18 protein-coding genes, 1 tRNA gene and 1 pseudogene are annotated in these 20,294 nt (G+C 52.9%); 17 read left to right on the top strand and 3 right to left on the bottom strand.

What is annotated here, in order from left to right; translation table 11 throughout:
• Positions 1–43 precede the first annotated feature (43 nt).
• The 16 genes and pseudogenes from pcoR (at position 44) to P0H77_RS18150 (ending at position 15,593) form a co-directional block, all read left to right on the top strand.
• Positions 44–724, top strand: coding sequence for a copper response regulator transcription factor PcoR (gene pcoR / locus P0H77_RS18225; protein ID WP_001188930.1), 681 nt, complete (start codon positions 44–46; stop codon positions 722–724).
• Positions 721–2,121 carry a copper resistance membrane spanning protein PcoS gene (gene pcoS, locus P0H77_RS18220; protein WP_006785898.1) on the top strand — a complete coding sequence of 467 codons (1,401 nt, stop codon included), beginning with the start codon at positions 721–723 and terminating at the stop codon, positions 2,119–2,121. Before pcoR ends, pcoS begins: the two co-directional genes overlap by 4 nt.
• A 215-nt stretch (positions 2,122–2,336) precedes the next feature.
• The gene (gene pcoE / locus P0H77_RS18215; RefSeq protein ID WP_276158670.1) at positions 2,337–2,771 is read left to right on the top strand and encodes a copper resistance system metallochaperone PcoE; all 435 of its coding nucleotides are present in this window, start codon (positions 2,337–2,339) and stop codon (positions 2,769–2,771) included.
• A gap of 184 nt (positions 2,772–2,955) precedes the next feature.
• Positions 2,956–3,701 (top strand): IS1-like element IS1B family transposase gene (locus P0H77_RS18210; protein WP_223151193.1). Its coding sequence is split into 2 segments (ribosomal slippage): positions 2,956–3,205 and positions 3,205–3,701, totalling 747 coding nucleotides; the frame shifts between segments, so codons are not numbered across the junction.
• The gene (locus P0H77_RS18205; RefSeq protein WP_020899206.1) at positions 3,698–4,678 is read left to right on the top strand and encodes an IS5-like element ISKpn26 family transposase; all 981 of its coding nucleotides are present in this window, start codon (positions 3,698–3,700) and stop codon (positions 4,676–4,678) included. Before P0H77_RS18210 ends, P0H77_RS18205 begins: the two co-directional genes overlap by 4 nt.
• 589 nt (positions 4,679–5,267) lie before the next feature.
• A complete protein-coding gene (locus P0H77_RS18200; RefSeq protein WP_154283625.1) occupies positions 5,268–5,636 on the top strand; it encodes a hypothetical protein in 369 nt (122 codons plus the stop codon).
• Positions 5,637–6,098: 462 nt separating this feature from the next.
• Positions 6,099–6,464 (top strand): hypothetical protein, encoded by a 366-nt coding sequence (locus P0H77_RS18195; RefSeq protein WP_006781400.1) that lies wholly within the window; start codon positions 6,099–6,101, stop codon positions 6,462–6,464.
• Positions 6,465–6,548: 84 nt separating this feature from the next.
• Positions 6,549–7,196 (top strand): hypothetical protein, encoded by a 648-nt coding sequence (locus tag P0H77_RS18190; protein ID WP_006781402.1) that lies wholly within the window; start codon positions 6,549–6,551, stop codon positions 7,194–7,196.
• 75 nt (positions 7,197–7,271) lie between these two features.
• Positions 7,272–7,874 carry a DUF3085 domain-containing protein gene (locus tag P0H77_RS18185; protein ID WP_006781404.1) on the top strand — a complete coding sequence of 201 codons (603 nt, stop codon included), beginning with the start codon at positions 7,272–7,274 and terminating at the stop codon, positions 7,872–7,874.
• A gap of 67 nt (positions 7,875–7,941) precedes the next feature.
• Complete coding sequence (locus P0H77_RS18180) at positions 7,942–8,289, top strand: hypothetical protein (RefSeq protein ID WP_006781405.1); 348 nt, start codon at positions 7,942–7,944, stop codon at positions 8,287–8,289.
• A gap of 81 nt (positions 8,290–8,370) precedes the next feature.
• Positions 8,371–9,357: an ArdC-like ssDNA-binding domain-containing protein gene (locus tag P0H77_RS18175; protein ID WP_006781408.1), complete on the top strand. Its 987-nt coding sequence runs from the start codon at positions 8,371–8,373 to the stop codon at positions 9,355–9,357.
• A gap of 105 nt (positions 9,358–9,462) precedes the next feature.
• Positions 9,463–10,281, top strand: a pseudogene (locus P0H77_RS18170) (DUF1281 domain-containing protein); the annotation flags it as partial.
• A gap of 222 nt (positions 10,282–10,503) precedes the next feature.
• On the top strand, positions 10,504–11,187 hold the full coding sequence (locus tag P0H77_RS18165; protein WP_006781411.1) for an N-6 DNA methylase: 684 nt from the start codon (positions 10,504–10,506) through the stop codon (positions 11,185–11,187).
• A 128-nt stretch (positions 11,188–11,315) separates the two neighbouring features.
• A complete protein-coding gene (locus tag P0H77_RS18160) occupies positions 11,316–12,824 on the top strand; it encodes a UvrD-helicase domain-containing protein (RefSeq protein ID WP_006781413.1) in 1,509 nt (502 codons plus the stop codon).
• A gap of 66 nt (positions 12,825–12,890) precedes the next feature.
• Positions 12,891–14,534 carry a TraI domain-containing protein gene (locus P0H77_RS18155; protein ID WP_006781415.1) on the top strand — a complete coding sequence of 548 codons (1,644 nt, stop codon included), beginning with the start codon at positions 12,891–12,893 and terminating at the stop codon, positions 14,532–14,534.
• 57 nt (positions 14,535–14,591) lie between these two features.
• The gene (locus tag P0H77_RS18150; protein ID WP_006781417.1) at positions 14,592–15,593 is read left to right on the top strand and encodes a site-specific integrase; all 1,002 of its coding nucleotides are present in this window, start codon (positions 14,592–14,594) and stop codon (positions 15,591–15,593) included.
• A gap of 181 nt (positions 15,594–15,774) precedes the next feature.
• Here the strand turns inward: P0H77_RS18150 and P0H77_RS18145 are convergent.
• Both P0H77_RS18145 and P0H77_RS18140 read right to left on the bottom strand, forming a co-directional pair.
• A tRNA-Phe gene (locus tag P0H77_RS18145) sits at positions 15,775–15,850 on the bottom strand.
• Positions 15,851–15,955: 105 nt separating this feature from the next.
• A complete protein-coding gene (locus P0H77_RS18140) occupies positions 15,956–16,675 on the bottom strand; it encodes a DUF554 domain-containing protein (protein WP_276158669.1) in 720 nt (239 codons plus the stop codon).
• A 507-nt stretch (positions 16,676–17,182) separates the two neighbouring features.
• Between P0H77_RS18140 and P0H77_RS18135 the strand changes: the two genes are divergently transcribed.
• Positions 17,183–19,315: an ornithine decarboxylase gene (locus tag P0H77_RS18135; protein ID WP_276158668.1), complete on the top strand. Its 2,133-nt coding sequence runs from the start codon at positions 17,183–17,185 to the stop codon at positions 19,313–19,315.
• Between the two features lie 37 nt (positions 19,316–19,352).
• Here the strand turns inward: P0H77_RS18135 and P0H77_RS18130 are convergent, their stop codons facing one another.
• On the bottom strand, positions 19,353–20,075 hold the full coding sequence (locus P0H77_RS18130) for a GntR family transcriptional regulator (protein ID WP_276158667.1): 723 nt from the start codon (positions 20,073–20,075) through the stop codon (positions 19,353–19,355).
• Between the last annotated feature and the right edge of the window lie 219 nt (positions 20,076–20,294).

Raw genomic sequence — 20,294 nt, 5'->3', positions numbered from 1 at the left:
AGCTCATGCGTGAGATTTTTACTTTCATATCAGCGAGTTGACCATGCAGCGTATTTTAATCGTTGAAGACGAACAAAAAACAGGTCGTTACCTGCAGCAGGGACTGGTTGAGGAAGGCTATCAGGCCGATCTCTTTAATAATGGCCGCGATGGTCTCGGGGCCGCGTCGAAGGGACAGTATGATTTGATAATACTGGACGTGATGCTGCCTTTCCTCGACGGGTGGCAAATCATCAGCGCACTGAGGGAGTCCGGGCACGAAGAACCGGTCCTGTTTTTAACCGCAAAGGACAACGTGCGGGACAAAGTGAAAGGACTGGAGCTTGGCGCAGATGACTACCTGATTAAGCCCTTTGATTTTACGGAGCTGGTTGCACGTGTAAGAACCCTACTGCGCCGGGCACGCTCGCAGGCCGCAACAGTCTGCACCATCGCCGATATGACCGTTGATATGGTGCGCCGGACCGTGATCCGTTCGGGGAAGAAGATCCATCTCACCGGTAAAGAATACGTTCTGCTTGAGTTGCTGCTGCAACGCACCGGAGAAGTGTTACCCAGGAGTCTTATCTCGTCCCTGGTCTGGAACATGAATTTTGACAGTGATACGAATGTGATTGATGTCGCCGTGAGACGTCTGAGAAGTAAAATTGATGATGACTTTGAGCCAAAACTGATCCATACCGTTCGCGGTGCCGGATATGTCCTGGAGATCAGAGAAGAGTGAGGTTCAAAATTTCCCTGACCACACGCCTGAGCCTGATTTTTTCTGCGGTGATGCTTACGGTATGGTGGTTATCAAGTTTTATCCTGATTAGCACCCTTAATGGCTATTTCGATAATCAGGACCGCGATTTTCTGACAGGTAAACTTCAGCTCACCGAAGAGTTTCTTAAAACAGAGACGTTCAGGAACAAAACGGATATTAAGTCATTATCAGAAAAAATAAACGATGCGATGGTGGGGCACAATGGCTTATTCATTTCTATAAAAAACATGGAAAATGAAAAAATTGTTGAACTCTATGCCAAAAATTCTGTTGTTCCAGCGGTCCTGCTTAATAAGTCGGGTGATATTCTCGACTATATGATCCAGACGGAAGAAAATAACACCGTGTACCGCAGTATCTCGCGGCGGGTTGCCGTGACGCCGGAACAGGGTAAAAGCAAACATGTCATCATTACGGTTGCCACGGATACTGGGTATCACACCCTGTTTATGGACAAACTCAGTACCTGGCTGTTCTGGTTCAATATCGGTCTGGTCTTTATTTCTGTTTTTCTGGGCTGGCTGACCACACGTATTGGTCTGAAACCGCTACGGGAAATGACCAGTCTGGCTTCCTCCATGACCGTACACAGCCTGGATCAGCGTCTAAATCCCGATCTGGCTCCGCCGGAAATCTCTGAGACCATGCAGGAGTTCAATAATATGTTTGATCGCCTGGAGGGGGCATTCCGGAAACTGTCAGATTTCTCGTCTGACATCGCGCATGAGCTGCGCACACCAGTCAGTAATCTGATGATGCAGACGCAGTTTGCACTGGCTAAGGAAAGGGATGTTTCGCATTACCGCGAAATTTTATTCGCTAACCTGGAAGAACTGAAAAGGTTGTCACGAATGACCAGTGACATGCTTTTTCTGGCACGTTCAGAGCATGGTCTGCTGCGGCTGGATAAACATGATGTGGATCTGGCAGCCGAACTGAATGAATTACGTGAGTTGTTCGAGCCCCTGGCAGACGAAACAGGAAAGACAATCACGGTTGAAGGAGAGGGCGTTGTTGCCGGAGACAGCGATATGCTCCGACGTGCTTTCAGTAACCTGCTTTCCAATGCAATCAAGTATTCTCCCGATAACACCTGTACAGCGATACACCTTGAGCGTGACAGTGACTGTGTGAACGTGATGATTACGAATACGATATCCGGCCAGGTTCCCGCTAATCTGGAACGTTTGTTTGACCGGTTCTATCGCGCAGACTCATCAAGGTTCTACAACACGGAAGGCGCGGGGCTGGGATTATCAATTACAAGGTCGATCATTCATGCTCACGGCGGCGAGCTGTCAGCAGAACAGCAGGGGCGGGAAATTGTGTTCAGTGTGCGTCTGTTAATGGATTAATACCGTTATTCAGGAGAAACCCGGAAGGTGACAAAAATGTCATCGTTCAGTCACGCGATAAACAGAGGCGGTTTTTTATAATCAGCCATAAATCAGGACAGCGTGATAATTCAATCGCCCGGTTCCTAGCATGATGATCAACCAGCCCTGAGATCAAATGCTTTCTCTGTTATAAGCATTGATTGTTCGGGTATGAAAACACCGGAGACCCAACCATGAAAAAGATCCTTGTATCCTTTATTGCCATGATGGCTGTCGCTTCATCTGCCTGGGCTGCAGAGACAATGAACATGCATGACCAGGTAAATAATGCCCAGGCGCCTGCCCATCAGATGCAATCATCCGCTGAAAAAAGTGCAGTTCAGGGGGAGAGCATGAAAATGATGGATATGAGCGGTCACAATCAGGCCGCAATGTCCCATGAAATGATGCAAAACGGCAATTCTGCTGCCCATCAGGACATGGCTGAAATGCATAAAAAAATGATGAAATCCAAGCCAGCAGCTTCTAACGAAACAGCAAAATCATTTTCCGAAATGAACGAGCATGAGAAAGCCGCTGTTGTGCATGAGAAGGCGAATAATGGTCAATCTTCCGTTATTCATCAGCAGCAGGCTGAAAAGCATCGCAGCCAGATCACCCAGAATTAACCCGCAGCTCCACTTGTTAGACCCTCATTTGACGCCGAAGTCACTGGCTTACGCTCCCGTCCGGGAGCGTTTTTTTAACTCTCTCATAAATTTTCAACTGTCAAGGGAATGGCATTCATCTGACCAACGGGTGATGCTGCCAACTTACTGATTTAGTGTATGATGGTGTTTTTGAGGTGCTCCAGTGGCTTCTGTTTCTATCAGCTGTCCCTCCTGTTCAGCTACTGACGGGGTGGTGCGTAACGGCAAAAGCACTGCCGGACATCAGCGCTATCTCTGCTCTCACTGCCGTAAAACATGGCAACTGCAGTTCACTTACACCGCTTCTCAACCCGGTACGCACCAGAAAATCATTGATATGGCCATGAATGGCGTTGGATGCCGGGCAACCGCCCGCATTATGGGCGTTGGCCTCAACACGATTTTCCGCCATTTAAAAAACTCAGGCCGCAGTCGGTAACCTCGCGCATACAGCCGGGCAGTGACGTCATCGTCTGCGCGGAAATGGACGAACAGTGGGGATACGTCGGGGCTAAATCGCGCCAGCGCTGGCTGTTTTACGCGTATGACAGGCTCCGGAAGACGGTTGTTGCGCACGTATTCGGTGAACGCACTATGGCGACGCTGGGGCGTCTTATGAGCCTGCTGTCACCCTTTGACGTGGTGATATGGATGACGGATGGCTGGCCGCTGTATGAATCCCGCCTGAAGGGAAAGCTGCACGTAATCAGCAAGCGATATACGCAGCGAATTGAGCGGCATAACCTGAATCTGAGGCAGCACCTGGCACGGCTGGGACGGAAGTCGCTGTCGTTCTCAAAATCGGTGGAGCTGCATGACAAAGTCATCGGGCATTATGGAAGGTGCGAACAAGTTCCTGATATGAGATCATCATATTCATCCGGAGCGCATCCCAGAGGGACATCATGAGCCATCAACTCACCTTCGCCGATAGTGAATTCAGCACTAAGCGCCGTCAGACCCGAAAAGAGATTTTCCTCTCCCGCATGGAGCAGATTCTGCCATGGCAGAATATGACCGCTGTCATCGAGCCGTTTTATCCCAAGGCGGGCAATGGCCGACGGCCCTATCCGCTGGAGACCATGCTGCGTATTCACTGCATGCAGCATTGGTACAACCTGAGCGACGGTGCCATGGAAGATGCCCTGTACGAAATCGCCTCCATGCGCCTGTTTGCCCGATTATCCCTGGATAGCGCCCTGCCGGATCGCACCACCATCATGAATTTCCGCCACCTGCTCGAGCAGCATCAACTGGCCCGTCAATTGTTCAAGACCATCAATCGCTGGCTGGCCGAAGCAGGCGTCATGATGACCCAAGGCACTTTGGTGGATGCCACCATCATTGAGGCACCCAGCTCTACCAAGAACAAAGAGCAGCAACGCGATCCGGAGATGCATCAGACCAAGAAAGGCAATCAGTGGCACTTTGGCATGAAGGCCCACATTGGTGTCGATGCCAAGAGTGGCCTGACCCACAGCCTAGTCACCACCGCGGCCAACGAGCATGACCTCAATCAGCTGGGTAATCTGCTTCATGGAGAGGAGCAATTTGTCTCAGCCGATGCCGGCTACCAAGGAGCGCCACAGCGCGAGGAGCTGGCCGAGGTGGATGTGGACTGGCTGATCGCCGAGCGTCCCGGCAGGGTAAAAACCTTGAAGCAGCATCCGCGCAAGAACAAAACGGCCATCAACATCGAATACATGAAAGCCAGCATCCGTGCCAGGGGGGAGCACCCGTTTCGCATCATCAAGCGGCAGTTCGGCTTCGTGAAAGCCAGATACAAGGGGCTGCTGAAAAACGATAACCAACTGGCGATGTTATTCACCCTGGCCAACCTGTTTCGGGTGGACCAAATGATACGTCAGTGGGAGAGATCTCAGTAAAAACCGGAAATAACGCCAGAAATGGTGGAAAAAATAGCCTAAATAGGCTGATTCGATGTGTTTGCGGGAAAAAAATCGGCCCAGATCCGCGAAATTTTAATCAGCGAGTCAGCTTGGGAAGAAATGACCTGCTTATTCGCACCTTCCTTAGTTAGGATATAAGTCAGCGAAAATGTATAAATAATCTTAGCCGTAGGCTAGGGACTGTTATTAAAAAAAGTTAATGACAATATTGTGCCAGTTCGTCAGTTGACATGTTCACTATTTGCTCTGAAAATAGACAGGCTTACTTGTTGCTACATGCAACCAGCTAATGCTCCGGCAGTCTGAGAGGAGCGCCTTCGGGTGACTAGCAGCTAACGTTTCACCGGTCTGAGAGAAACACCTTCGGGTGACCGGAAAATCCTCGCAGCCTGAGAGAGGATACCTTCGGGTGGTAAATCCGTTTAACCTCTGGAAACGGATATCGCTGAACAGTGATTGAGGTCATTTCAACTTATCAGACAGTCAGAATGTTGTTTTTTCTGACTCCCCGACGGGAAACACTTCCCGGTCGGGCAGGTGTTTCCTTTTTTTATGGAGAAACACCATGTCTGTCATCTCTTTTGCGGTTTTCCCTGAACATCTCCTTACTCAGCTTCAGCAGTCTGCTGACGCAGCTGTCCGGAGATTGAAATCTTTCATTTATCTGCATCGCAACAGCAGCTGGTATGTCAACGGTTCGGGCAATTATGCCGTCCGTGCGCACATCACTTCTGTCAAAGACCAGGGCGTTAACGTCTTTCTTACCGTTCGTACAGGTTGCCACCGCGCCGAGTATGTTTTTCACCGCCTGCCGGTTTCCTTTCCTGAGGGAATAACAGGTCGTCGAAACGCATACCGCCATGCTTGCCGTCAGGCACAGCATCTGGCACACCTGCGCTACCGTTTTCTTTCCGGAGGGCATTCTCATGACTGAAGCACTGCACGATGTCACTTTCCGTATTCTGTCGATGTCTGAGACGCGACGGGATGTATGTCCCGCTCAGTATGGCCCCGTAAGTGGTGTTTTCATCCGGGCGAAATCCTCAGAGATAACGTCTCCTGTGGCGAACAGGTTTTTGTCGCACCGCTCGGTGATTGTGATCCGGCTGACCCCGAACTCTGTGTATGGTGTCAGTATTACGGATATTCTCCCCGGGTGGAGGCTGGCGACATACTGGATGGCGTGGCCGTTTCGGGCATAAATTCCGTAGATCCACTGTCGGTAGCTGCGTTGAAAAGCCTGCGCTTTAATCCTGAATATGTGTATCAGGAGCAATCTGATTCATATGCACTGAACTGATCGGTTGATGAACGCCGGTCAAAAAATGTTGTGGACCCTGACGGGGATATCTCTCCGTCGGAGGGAATATCCCGTTATTTACCTGAGGATATACCCATGCACACAGACGTTTATACGCTTAAAACTCCACTGGACACGCTCAGCTGGCTTTGCCTGCTTGAGAGTGAACTTCTGAGCATAAGGGCATTCCAGCGTCTCGATCTTCATACGGACCGGGATGAACCGAATGAACTGACGTTTCTGGAAGATTCCATCATTGGCACCGGCACAGCTTATGGCTGGTTTGTCTTTTTACTCGGGGAAGGCGATATTCCGCCTTTGCCTGATACGTCTAAAAATTTGCTCTTCACGCTGGACGAGCTGGGAAAAGAAATTAACCGGCCCTTCTGGGAGAAGGCCGTGGATGAAGGTATCCAGGATGCCCGGTGTGATCGGGCTATAGCGGCTCTCGAACGGATGTAACCAGCAGAAAGAACACACCCTGACGGGGATTTACTCCCGTCCGGGGGATAAATCCCCCCTTTTTTATTCGCGGAGGATTTATCGATGAAAAACCTGTTTTCTTCGCCGGCTTCCATGTCGGTTGTCTACACCATCGAGCACGTCAGCACGGTTCCGTTGCGACACTGGCATGCTTTCGTTCTGGCCGTCACAGAAACTTTCTGGCAACTGCCGGTGCGTCTGCGTCCGGGGAATACGTATCTGCCGTCGCTTAATCGCGCGGCTGACCTCTTTCCGGTTGCTGATGTCATGGCGTTTTGTGGCGACACAGGCGGCAGTGTCTGGCCGGTCAACATGACGATTGAGCGTGAGCGCAACCGCAATACGCTGAGTATCCAGGAGCTGGATTTTCAGCATCAGCCCTGCGATTTCTTTGCACGCATTGTGATGGTCCTGCTGCATAACCTGTGTCCGGGCAGCTTTCGGATACATTCTTCTGACGAAGGCCGCAGCTGGGCGTTACCGTTACGCTGGATTGAGCGACATCTCGGCCTGCCTGAGCAGCCGACGCTGACCGCGCCTCAGCCGGTACTGAAAACGCCGGTGCGTGGTGACGCGTTTGATTCCCTGCTGCTGCAGCTGCTCTGCGGTGGTGAGCGTGTGCTGAGCAACGACGACTGGAATGCGTTTACGGAGGCTGAATTTCAGCTGTATGAACTGAAGCGGGTCGCGGAAAAAACTGACGCGCTGTAAACAGTACTGACTTTAACCCCGTCGGGAGAGATCACTCCGGACGGGGCGGCTCTCCCGTTTTTAAAGGAGAGCCCCATGCTTTTTTTCGACAACAAAGACCTGACGAACGTCCTGCTGGCCGCCCGCATGCAGGGAGGTCAGCTTCACCTGGCAAAGGATGAGGGTGTTTATCTTATGCCGGCCACCGGTGCCTGGCAGGGCAACGATCCGGTGCCGCGTATTGCGTATGCCACAGGGTGTCACCCTCAGAAAAATGAGGACTGGTACGACACGGCACGCCTGCTTGCCGGCGGCGATGATTTCATTGAATCACTGTCGATAAGCGACGCGGTAGCCACCTCTGTACTGTCCGGCAGGACGGACCTGAGGATCCTGATTACCGACACACAGATACAGGTGCTCACCGCAGCGACTGACCGGGTGAAAGTCGCGCAGTACCGCCAGAAAGCCGATCAGCTTCTGGCGAGTGCAGTCTGTCACTTCAATGCCTGTGTCGGGCCTGATGAACTCTGCCGCTGGCGTGAAAACGCCGTGCGTCTGCTAAAGCAGGCGGCCTTCATCAGTTGTAAGCGGGCGAAGCCTGAAGATCATCAAACCTTTCTGAACGCCTGTGGCAGGCTGCAGGCCAGGTTATCGCAGGTGACCCCGCAGGGGGCGCTGCGAATAACCGGACGTTAACTCACCCCGGCAGGGACTTTTCCTGCCGGAAAGGTTCCTGCCTCTTTCTGAACCGAAGGAGGCCCGTATGGGACTGGATATTTTTCTCTACAGCCAGCACAGGCAGATCGTCGCAGTACCGGCACCGTATCATCCGGTGTATGAACTGAGCCGCGATTTTTCACTGATTACCTGGGTGGATAAGCATGTCGGTGAGGTGGAAAACGCGACCTGTCTGGAACTGTCACGCGAGCATATTCAGCAACTGAAAGAGAGGCTGGACTGTGCGATTGCGACATTTACAGAGGGGAATGAGGATAATCAGCTTCTTCAGCGCCGGCTGCAGTACGTTTTCACCCTGCGTGACAGGCTGGAAAGCCTGCTCAGTGATTTTGACTTTGAACATGAATACCTGTGGTTTTATGCCGCATGGTAACTGACTTCTGAATTTCCCGTCGACGGGCGTATCTCTGCGCCCGCCGGCGCAGGGGTATGCCTCTGATTAAAGGTATATCTCATGAAAAAAACGACTTCACACAAGGCGGCCCGCCGTCCGGCAAAACATACTGACCTTTATCGTCAGATCACCGACCGCATTGTTGTCGCTCTGGAAAACGGCGTCGCGCCCTGGCGTAAGCCGTGGCGCGCGGCTGCCGGCATCGGTCTGGCCGGTCTGCCCCTAAATGCCACAACCGGACGTCACTACAGCGGCGTGAATGTCCTGCTTCTCTGGATGTCAGCGGAAGAGCAGGGTTTTCGCAATAACCGCTGGATGACTTACCGGCAGGCGCAGCAGGCTGGCGGGCAGGTGCGTAAGGGTGAGAAAGCCACCCTGGCGGTGGTTTATAAGGACTGGACGAAGCAGGCGGAGGATCGCGAAGGCAACCGCCTTTATGACAGTGACGGTAAACCGCTGATGGAAACCGTGCCGATGCTTAAACCCCTGCAGCTGTTCAACGCTGAGCAGTGTGAGGGGTTGCCGGCAGAGGTTGCGGCTTCACCTGAGCAACCGCCGACGGTGGATGAGGACGGCATACTCAGCCCGGACGTGATGAACAGGGTGATCCGGATGTTTAACGCCACAGGGGTTAAACACCGGATGCTGCCTCAGAACCGGGCTTATTACCGTCCGCTGACGGATGAAATTGTGATGCCGGTGGCTGAGCAGTTTTTTACGGAGGCGGACTGCTGGTCCACGCTGCTGCATGAACTGGTACACAGTACCGGTCATGCGAAGCGACTTAACCGGGAGGGGATAACCTCCTCATCCCGCAAGTTCGGGGACCCGGTGTATGCCTTTGAGGAGCTCATCGCCGAAATGGGCAGTGCGTTTTTGTGTGCCCAACTCGGGGTATTCGGTGAGGTTCAGCACGACAGCTATGTGGACCACTGGCTGAAGGTGCTGAAATCTGACAAAAAGGCCCTGTTCCGCGCCTGCCGGCATGCCCGGGAAGCGTCGGAATATCTACTGGCACTGCCTGAAAGTCAGGCTGTGGCGGCGTAATTAACTTATCCGGTGGCGGTTATTCCGTAACTGTCGCCCTCCCGTGAGGACACCGCTCCTCACGGGGCTGTGTCCTCTTTTTTTTATGAAAGAGGAGTATTCACTATGTCCGAATGGTGTCATAACCGCCTGGAAATCACCGGTAAATCCGTCTGCATTGATGTCATGCTGCAGTGGATAAACGGAACTGACGTACCGCGTCACCGCCACGCAGTGCAGCAGAGCATACAGCTTTTTCTGGCTGGCGCGGCGGGGATACTCAAGCCGGTGCGCACAACGTCGTATCCGCCCTGTCAGGGGCTGGTCCGTGCAGGCACAGGGCTTTCCACTGCGGCCAATCAGGCGTTTGAAAGCTGGCTGGCGCTCCTGCTGAAGGATGCCATCCTCGATGCGGAAACCATCCGGGCCATTGACCGGCTGTATCACCAGTCAGGTCTGGGCGCGCTGAAATGGGAGAATATTCCCGACCCGGCACGTGAGGTTATGGCGGAGCTGATTGCCAGGCAATACACCGACTGGTTTGGTCTGGTCAGCGCCGGCGATGAGTCTGATGCCGCAACTGCCTGGGAGCGGCTCAGCCAGTATCCTGAACGCTCCCAGCCCTGCGATATGCTGGCCGTCATACCTACGCGGCTGGCAGCAGAGCTGAACGGTTCCGGAGGGCTGATGTCAGGCGTATCGACCACAACCAGCCTCTACTGCCGGCAGTACGGCATGGAGTGGCCTGCCGGGCACAATGTCAACTGGCAGCGGCATTCGCCAAACAGTCTTACGCTGCAGATGGATACGCCCTGGCTTCCGCCGTCAGGTGAGGTTGTCGGGGAAATTTCTGCGGTATTTGACTGCGAGGTGCGTCACAGCTACAGCGAGCCCGTGAGCGGGCTCAGCGGTTACGACTGCTATGACGGCGGCGAACATGTCGACGGACACAAAGGTGCGGCCGGCGCGTCTCAGCCCGGTCAGGTGCTTTATCTCGTCAGCGATGAGCCGGCGTTATCGACTCAGGAAGCAGCATCTTATCGTGAGGTCCGGGGGTAAAAGCCTGTTCCTCCGTTAACCCAGCCACGGCAATGCCGTGGCTTTTTACCCTCAGGGGACACGTCCCCTGGTCAGGGTGCGTGTTCCCTTTTTTTATGGAGAAGACGCATGCCTGGCATGATTAACCACGAAAAAGCCTTTGTTAAGTTGTTCAGTCAGACGGCCCGGTATCATCACCGGTTTAAAGTGTTTGAAGACTTCATCAGCTGCAGCGTCATCGCGCTGGAAAACCGGCTTCACTTCAGTGAAGCGCAGGAGCAAAAGTATCTGCGTATAGTCGGTGGATACGAAAAGGAGGACGTCACGCGCATGGCGCAGCTGCTGGCCCACGTTGTTAACGGGCTGGGTGAAGCGCCCGGGGACTTCCTTGGCCGCGTCTTTATGCAGCTGGAGCTGGGTGACAAATACAGGGGGCAGTTTTTCACGCCCTGGGACGTGGCCAGAATGATGGCGGCCATGCAGCTGGGCGACACTGAAGCGTTGTTCCGTGACAAACCCTTCATCACCCTGAGTGAACCTGCGTGCGGTGCCGGCTGCATGGTGCTGGCATTTGCTGATGTTCTGCAAAAGGCGGGGTGGCCACCGCACCGGTATCTGTGGGTATCCGCGACAGATATCGATCCGCTTGCGGCCGGAATGGCTTACATACAGCTGTCCCTGTGCGGGATTGCCGGCGAAGTGGTGGTAGGTAATACCCTGGCGAATGAACGACGCCGGATACTCTATACCCCCGGGCACTATCTCGGCGGCTGGCCTGTTCGTCTGGATCCACGGTACTTGCAGGCGGCATAATCACATCCACACGCTCCCGCCCGGGAGCGTTTTTTATTTCTGAAGCACGGTATCTGGTTTTTTATCGTAGTGAACTCTTCCCGCTGTCAGGCTGTTTTTTTTCACATCTGCTGCTGCGGGAGAACACAGTGACCTGGAAAACAACAGCCGAACAAAACGCCATCATCGAATGGAAGGGTAATCATCTTGTGGTAAATGCGTTTGCAGGCACAGGCAAAACCTCCACGTTAGTGAACTACGCTGAAGCCAACCCGGAAAGTAAGATGCTTTACCTTGCCTATAATCGCGCTGTGCGGGATGAGGCTGAACGCAAATTCCCCTATAACGTAGAGTGTAAAACGTCGCATCAGCTGGCATGGGCCCGTTTCGGCAGGCATTTCCGTGACCGGCTGACAGCCAGTCTGCGCATTACGGATGTGGCCCGCAAGCTCAATACCCGCCACTGGCCGCTGGCGCGGCTGGCGCTAAGCGGGCTGAACATGTTCCTCTGCAGTGCAGATACTGAGCCGGGGCTGATACATCTGCCGTCTGAGGATGATCGCCACGGTCTCGATGCCGGTAAAATTCTGGGGGCAATCCAAATCCTCTGGTATGAAATGAGCCGTACTGATTCAACCTTTCCCGTCACGCACGACACCTACCTTAAACTTTTCCAGCTTTCACATCCTGATTTATCAACACGCTGGGATACCATCCTTTTCGATGAGGCGCAGGACGCTAACCCGGTGACCAGTGCGTTTGTACTGAATCAGCCCTGCCGGGTCATCCTGGTCGGCGACCGCTACCAGCAGATTTACCGCTTTCGCGGGGCGGATAACGCGCTCAATGCCCCTCAGCTGGCGCAGGCAGACAAATTGTGGCTGACGGCGAGTTTTCGTTTTGGCCCTGAGGTCGCGCGTATGGCCAACATCCTGCTGGACCGTGCCGGTGAAGATAAACAGGTAACAGGCAACGGGGGGGAAGACAGTGTGGTGACCCGAATTCCGGAGGGAACTGAGCACATTGCTGTACTGAGCCGGACGGTATCCGGTGTGATTGGGAGTGCTTTAACGGCAAGTCTCATGGAGAAAAAGGTCTTCTGGGTCGGCGGGATTGAAGGCTACAAGACCGAAGAGCTTGAGGATCTGTACTGGTTCTCCGCCGATATGCCTGAAAAGATGCAGTCCCCGCGCTTCAGCCGGGACTACCGGGATTTTGACGAGTACTGCTCGATAGCCAAAGCCACGCAGGACGTGGAGATGAACCAGGCTATTCGCCTGCTCGATGACTTTTTCCCGCTCCCTCAAAAGCTGGCCATTATGCGCCGTCAGGTCGTCACTCATGAAAAAGAGGCTCAGGTCACGGTTTCAACCGCACACCGCAGCAAGGGGCTCGAATGGCCGGTGGTGATGCTGAGTGAGGATTTTACCGACATTACCGACCCGCTTCTTTCGCAGGATGAGCGGCAGGATGAGACCAACCTGCTGTACGTGGCTGTCACCCGGGCCAGAAGAACGCTCGTGCTTAACGAGTTGATGCGCTGGCTGAGCGATGAAGGCGGGAAAAACCGCGAGACGACGTACGAAACCGTACCGTCCGGAAATGGAGAGAGTGCCGACAGCCACGAAGAAACGGGAAAAACTTCTGAGAATGAGTAACTGGTTTTTTATGGTGAAGCGCGGGGAGTGTCACAACACTGGGCAGCCCTATACCAGGAGAAAATCATGCGCGACAGAATCAGGACTCTGAGGTTTCTGTTTTCAAAAGGTGAACCGGAACCAGCACGTCATGTATCCGCTTTCACACCTGCCGGCTACCACGCTCCGCGTACGGTCGATACGCTGTGCTGTAGCCCGTTGAGAAAAACCTGCCTGCAACAAATATGGGAAAACAGCTCACTTCCGGCGGATGTTTATCACCGGTTTTATATAACGCCACTGCATGGCTTACTGGCCAGGGTACAGAATGTGCCGGCAACACAGCAGGGAAGGTGGTCGCAGTCAGACGGCTTCGGGGACCTTACGCTGCAGTTCACAACCTGTGCGGTCAGACTGGCCAAAGGATACATGTTTCCACCCGGAGCTGCGCCAGAAGAGCAGGCAGAGCAAAACGTGATGTGGAATACGGTCATTTTCTGGTCTGCACTGTTCTGGCATTTGCCGCTCCTGGCGTCTCTGGAGGGGGAGCTGCTTGATGGTAAAAGCTGGCTTCCGGGAATAACCGTTCCGGACTCGCCTTATCGATTTCGCTTCCGGGAAGCTGACAACTCCTCAGCTTTTGCAGCGCTGGCAGCCGGACAACTTATGCCAGCGGAAGCGACAGGCTGGCTGGCAGAAAATCCCGAAGCTCTGGGCAATCTTGCCGGGGCCTTATGGAACCAGCATCCGGCAATGCCGTTGATCCGAAGCCTGATGAAACAAGCAGCTGAGAAAACAGAGTCTCCTCTGATGGAGAGGAAACCTGCGGAAATTTTAGGTTCTTATGCAGGTGAAATTCCAGTAAATACAGCCCTTTCAAATGAGGGGGGCGCTACGGTTTTACCTACAGATATGTTATCTGAACAAACAGCTCTGAGCGGGGCAACTGATCCATCTTCCCCTGAGATCTTTACACTTGCCACAGGTATTGATAACCCCACTCAGCTTAGTGATTCACCAGTTAAAAGCCGTGAAGAAAACGAAGCAGAAAGTGTTTTAAGCGAAATCGAAAAAAGTACTGGCTCTGACTCTCTGCCCTCTGAAGATGATGCTGATGCTCTCCTTTCTCTTTTCGACATGTCAGGAGATGCTAAAGCTTCAGAAAATGAAGGTGAGGTACAGGCAGGCGTGTCCGTTGTGATTGCAGAGGAACAGCAATCGTCAGAACCCCTTGAAAAGATAGAAGACCCCGCAAATGAAAAGGAACCGTCTGCAAAAGGAAACTCGGACTATTCTCAGGTTGCAATTGTTAACAAATGTGATGAAAGATCAGATTCCGTACCCGTAGCAGTCTCCGGTACTGACGTAGCGGAAGGAGAACAGTTTTTTGACTGGCTCCGGGAGGGACTCAATCGGGGAGATATTAGTTTTAATGGTAAAGCAGACAAAATCCATGTTATTGCCGGCTATGTCTTTTTACCCGTCCCCGGTATCTTTTTCGACTACCTTAAGGCCACTGGTTCGACTATTCAACGGGAAAGCATTCAGGCTTCTTTTGAGCGACTTAACCTGCATAAGCGTCGTGATAACAGGAGATTTTATTTTGCTCAGCTTTACGATACACCCGACAAGTCCGGGAGGTTCAAACGGGTAAAAGGCTACCTGGTGAAAAGCAGGCGGGTATACAGAAAGACCATCCCTCAGGACAGTCAGTTCATTTTGTTCCCCTGACCACAACGTCGGTCTGACATCTGGTGCGTTACTGTTACTAAGAGAGGAATGGAAAAAATGAACGAAAATAGTGCTGACTGGCTCTGGCAGGAACTTATGGATGAGTACTTTTTCTGTAAATCGCTGCGCGAAGATACCGAGTGGAGTTATAAGAAGGTTGTTCGTGGTTTCAGGAAGCATATCGGGGAAGCCTGTCCGCCTTACGGCATAACCAGTCGCGATGTGCTTGAGTGGCGAAGGCATGTGCTCAAGAAGCAGTGCCTTTCTGCACATACCTGGAACAATAAGGTCAGCCATATGCGTGCCCTGTATAATTTTGCCATCACTTCTCAACTGACGAACTTAAGTAAAAATCCCTTCAATGGCGTATCGGTCAAACAGGACAAGAAGCGTAAAAAAACGCTAACAAAAAACCAGATGACAAAAATCTGGCTAACTATGCAGCAATTTGCTTCTGAGCCCAGAACCGAATCTAAATGCGCTCTGAGGCCAGTATGGTACTGGCTGACTGTCCTGGACACCTTGCGTTACACTGGTATGCGGCAAAATCAACTGCTCCATATACGTCTAAAAGATGTGTCTCTTGACGATGGGTGGATTGAATTAAGAGCGGAAGGCAGTAAAACGTACCGGGAATGGCGGGTTCCCGTTGTCAGTCATTTACGACCGAGACTGGAAGCATTGCTTCAGCGTGCAAGGGACTGCGGTGCCGGCAATAATGATGCGCTTTTTCACTATGAGCGGTTTGTCTCTTCGCCTGCAGAAAGGGCGTCTCTTTCGGAAAAACCATCGCTGCAACCGTTACGCTCTTTTTTTCGTAGACTGTCAAAAGAGTGCGGATTTGATGTTTCTCCCCACCGGTTCAGGCACACCCTTGCCACGACACTGATGAGCTCGCCTGAACGAAACCTGCAGCTGGTTAAGGGATTGCTGGGGCACCGCAACGTGAGTACAACAATGGAATATGTTGATATCAGTATGGATATTGTGAGCCAGGCGCTGGAAAAGGAAATGGCACTTTACACCGATAAGGCTGAAGAGATGTTTTACAATGGTTGACATTCAGTCACGTCATTGTAATTATTCACAGTGATCGAGAAAAGGGAGCCTGTGTCAGCAGGCTCCCTAATCGAGAGGGTAACTTCTTGATGTATGCTGATGTGAGGATCAACATCAACAAGTACCACTCCCGTTAAACGCCCGTCAGTTTTCTCACCTCTGACCAGCGTGCTTCGAATAGTGGTGCCCGGAGGCGGAATCGAACCACCGACACGGGGATTTTCAATCCCCTGCTCTACCGACTGAGCTATCCGGGCAACGGGGCGCATTAAACCGTAATCCCCTGGCGGCGTCAATGAAAATTATCAAATTCGCTGCGAACTGCACATTATGCCAGCACATTGGCGAGAATGCAGCCGCTTTCAGGTGAATAATGTTGTCCAAAGCGCAGAGAGCGGCATAGCGATAACCAGCGCCGGGAGCATATTAGCAACAGCAAACATCTTAATACCGCAGATGCGCAGGCCGGTAGCCAGCAGCAGCACGCCGCCCACGGCAGAAAAGTCGCCCATCATCGCGGGCGTAGTGAGCGGCAAAATGAGCGTGGCGCAGCTGGCAAGCAAAAGCTGGATGGCCAGCATGGGAACGGAGATAGCCGATACGGCGATGCCCAGCGAAGTAGCAAAAATCAATGCGGTAAAGAAATCGAGGAAGGATTTAGCGATCAGGATACTGGCATCGCCCGTCATTCCTTCATGCATCGCGCCGAAGATGCCGGTACCGCTGGCGCAAAACAGAATGATGAGCGCCACGAGGCTGTTTACAAACGTCTCATGGGCACCGCTGGCCTGTAGCTCGGGCTTTTTCTTCTGCGCTATTTTCCGCAGGCCGTTAATCGCACTGCTGATCCCTTTCTCCACGTAGCAGATCTCGCCAATTAGCGTGCCGACCAGCGTCGCCAGCACCATAACTGGCAGGTTAACGCATTTTATCGTCAGTAAAATCCCAATACCCAGCGAGCACAGCCCGAAAGCTGGAGGCATGGAAACGCGGACGCGTTCCGGCAGGCGATGGCTGAGAAGCGCGCCCAGCGCGCCGCCGACCAGTACGGCGCTGGCATTAATAAATGGTCCGATTAGCACACTGTATCCTCACAAGAGTATCGCTTAACTATGCGATGAGTATGCATAGTCTGGCGGAGGCATATATTGTCGTCTCCGACTGGCGCGAATAATAAAATCGATAGCTCAGAGGGTAATATGTTAGCCAGACGGTTAAAAGAATTATTGTAATACGATGCATTTTTAAGCCCGACGGAGTGTTGCACCTGCCGGGGAAAGGTGCCATGATTGCGCGAATTTTCTCCATCTGCTTACGGGGCTGCCTGAGATGACACTACTGTCGCTACCTCGCCTGAGTCATCGCGCGCCGACGCGAGCGCTTCCCCGTGCCATTCCATCCGTTCGCCTGCTCACCATGCGGTGAGGTCAACGCATGCTCGCTGTAGGACAACAGTAAAATCAGACGCGATCTGTTTTTACTGATGTCTGGCGGTCGGAGCTGGTTACCAGTCAGACCCTGACGTTTCGTTGGATAAGGCCAGAGCCTTATCCGGGGTTTTTATTCTCCCGCAAGGGTTATTTACGCCTATGAATACAATGAAAATTGCCGCCAGCGCCGCGCTGGTCTCCACGCTTTCCACCTCACGTGATGTCGTGACGCTGGACAGTACCGATTTCACCGATGTGGCGGCAGTCGTCATTACTCCGGCAGACAGCCGCAGCGGCATTCTGACGCTGTTGAAGCGCACAGGTTTTCAACTGCCGGTATTTTTATTCTCTGAGGAAGGCCAGCTTCCCGACGGCGTCGTGGCGGCGATTACCGGCAGCGCGCAGGAATGGCTGGAGGTGGAGGCGGCGGCATTACGCTATGAAGAAAATCTGCTGCCGCCGTTCTTTGATACGCTCAGCCAGTACGTCGCGATGAATAACAGCACCTTTGCCTGTCCGGGTCATCAGCACGGGGCATTTTTCAAAAAACATCCCGCCGGGCGGCAGTTCTTTGACTTTTTTGGCGAGAACGTGTTTCGTGCCGATATGTGCAATGCGGACGTTAAACTGGGCGATCTGTTGATCCACGAAGGATCGGCTAAGCACGCGCAGAAATTTGCCGCCAAAGTGTTCCATGCGGATAAAACCTACTTTGTGCTCAACGGCACCTCCGCCGCCAATAAAGTGGTGACCAACGCGCTGTTGACCCGCGGCGATCTGGTGCTTTTCGATCGCAATAACCATAAGTCGAATCATCACGGGGCGCTGATCCAGGCCGGGGCGACGCCGGTGTATCTGGAAGCCGCACGTAATCCGTTCGGTTTTATCGGCGGCATTGACGAGCACTGTTTCAATGATGGCTACCTGCGTGAGCTGATCCGTGAAGTCGCGCCGGAAAAAGCTGATCAGCCGCGCCCGTTCCGCCTGGCGGTGATCCAGCTTGGCACCTACGACGGTACCATCTACAACGCGCGGCAGGTGGTCGATAAAATCGGCCATCTGTGTGATTACATTCTCTTTGACTCGGCGTGGGTCGGCTACGAGCAGTTTATCCCGATGATGGCTGAAACCTCGCCGCTGCTGCTGGAGCTGAATGAAAACGATCCGGGCATTTTTGTAACCCAGTCGGTGCACAAACAGCAGGCCGGTTTTTCCCAGACCTCGCAGATCCACAAAAAAGATAACCATCTGCGCGGCCAGGCGCGTTTTTGCCCGCATAAGCGCCTGAACAATGCGTTCATGCTGCACGCCTCGACCAGCCCGTTTTACCCGCTGTTCGCGGCGCTGGATGTGAATGCCAAAATCCACGAAGGGGAGAGCGGCCGCCGTCTGTGGGCGGAGTGCGTGGAGCTTGGCATTGACGCCAGGAAAGCGATTATTGCCCGGTGTAAAATGATCAAGCCCTTTATTCCGCCGGAAGTGAACGGACAGCCGTGGCAGGATCATCCCACGGCGATGATTGCCAGTGAGCGTCGCTTCTTCAGCTTTGAGCCGGGAGCCGCGTGGCACGGTTTTGCGGGCTATGCCCGTGAGCAGTATTTTGTCGATCCCTGCAAACTGTTGCTCACCACGCCAGGTATTAATGCCGAAAATGGCGAATATACCGGGTTTGGCGTACCGGCGACCATTCTGGCGCACTATCTGCGTGAGAACGGGATCGTGCCGGAAAAATGCGATCTTAACTCGATCCTGTTCCTGCTGACGCCTGCCGAAAGCGCGGAGAAAATGGCGCAGCTGGTAGCGATGCTGGCGCAGTTTGAGCATCACATTGAAGACAACACGCCGCTGGCTGACGTTCTGCCAACGATCTACAACAAGTATCCGGTGCGCTACCGCGACTATACGCTACGCGAGCTGTGCCAGGAGATGCACGATCTGTACGTCAGTTTTAACGTTAAAGATCTGCAAAAAGCGATGTTCCGCAAAGAGAGCCTGCCAACTGTGGCAATGGGCGCGCAGGAGGCTAACAGCGAGTTTATTCGCGGTAACGTTGAGCTGGTACGCCTGAGCGAGGCCGAAGGGCGCATTGCGGCGGAAGGCGCGCTACCTTACCCGCCGGGCGTGCTCTGCGTGGTGCCGGGTGAAGTCTGGGGTGGGGCGGTACAACGCTATTTTCTGGCGCTGGAAGAGGGCGTCAATTTGCTGCCGGGCTTCTCGCCGGAATTGCAGGGGGTTTACAGCGAAACCGACGCTGACGGCATTAAACGGCTGTATGGCTACGTGTTGAAATAGCATTCTGATAGAGCAGGTCTGGTTCGGGCCTGCTCTTTTAACTGTTAATATTCACGTTTTGTAGTTCATATCGGTCATGACGGTAATGGATGATGCTGTATTCAAATGGCAGGCCATTATCAAGATAAGCCACCTGCTCAATTTCCATTATGGGATCGACGATATCAATCTCCAGGTTTTCCACTTCGAGTGGATTTGCCCGACAGGCGCGAATAACCTGATGCTGGCTCTGAATACGGAAATGGGTTTCGACTTCAATATGCTGATAAATGGAGTCCATCAGATTATCAATACGAATGCCGGGAATGATCTTAATGGGAATTTCAGTATATTCAATACACCACGGCTGTTTATTGATATAGCGAACGCGACTGAAGTGATAAACAAAATCCGTTTCTTTAATATAAAGATTTTTTATGGTTTCAGACCGTGGATGCGCCACGCAAAATTCGATGAGCTTTGACGATACGGCGTCGTCCTGATGCGCGGCGGTGAAGCCAAACGGTTTTGTGGCCGCAGGCGCGCTGGCGGCCAGCGAGGCGGCACCTTTAACAAACGAACCCACGCCCCGGCGTTTTATGATTAAGCCATCGTTAACCAGCAAATCCATGGCTTTTTTTACGGTGATGCGGCTGGCGCAGTATAAGTCCCCCAGCTCTTTTTCAAGCGGCAATTGCTGATTAATTCCATAATAACCAGTGATGATTTTATTTCTTAAATCATTAAAGATTATTTTATATTTCAGTGAATTGTCGCGCATCGGGTATTCTTCATCCGTAAATCACCGCACTATACCATCAAAACGGCAGTAATCCAGCGGATCGCACGCAGGCCGGGAGGGCATCTCTCCCGGCGGACATGGTGAGTAACCGAAGCCATTATTAGCGCGCAGTGCGTTACACCAGTGACCGCTTTTTTAATCAGTCGGCTGCCCATTTGCCGCAACGCCTGCGCATCGATCGCCGCATTATAAAAATCA

The sequence above is a fragment of the Superficieibacter sp. HKU1 genome, from assembly GCF_029319185.1.
Taxonomy (GTDB): Bacteria; Pseudomonadota; Gammaproteobacteria; order Enterobacterales; family Enterobacteriaceae; genus Superficieibacter.
The sequence above is the reverse complement of the archived record's forward strand: the minus strand, read 5'-3'. Positions and strand labels throughout refer to the sequence as shown.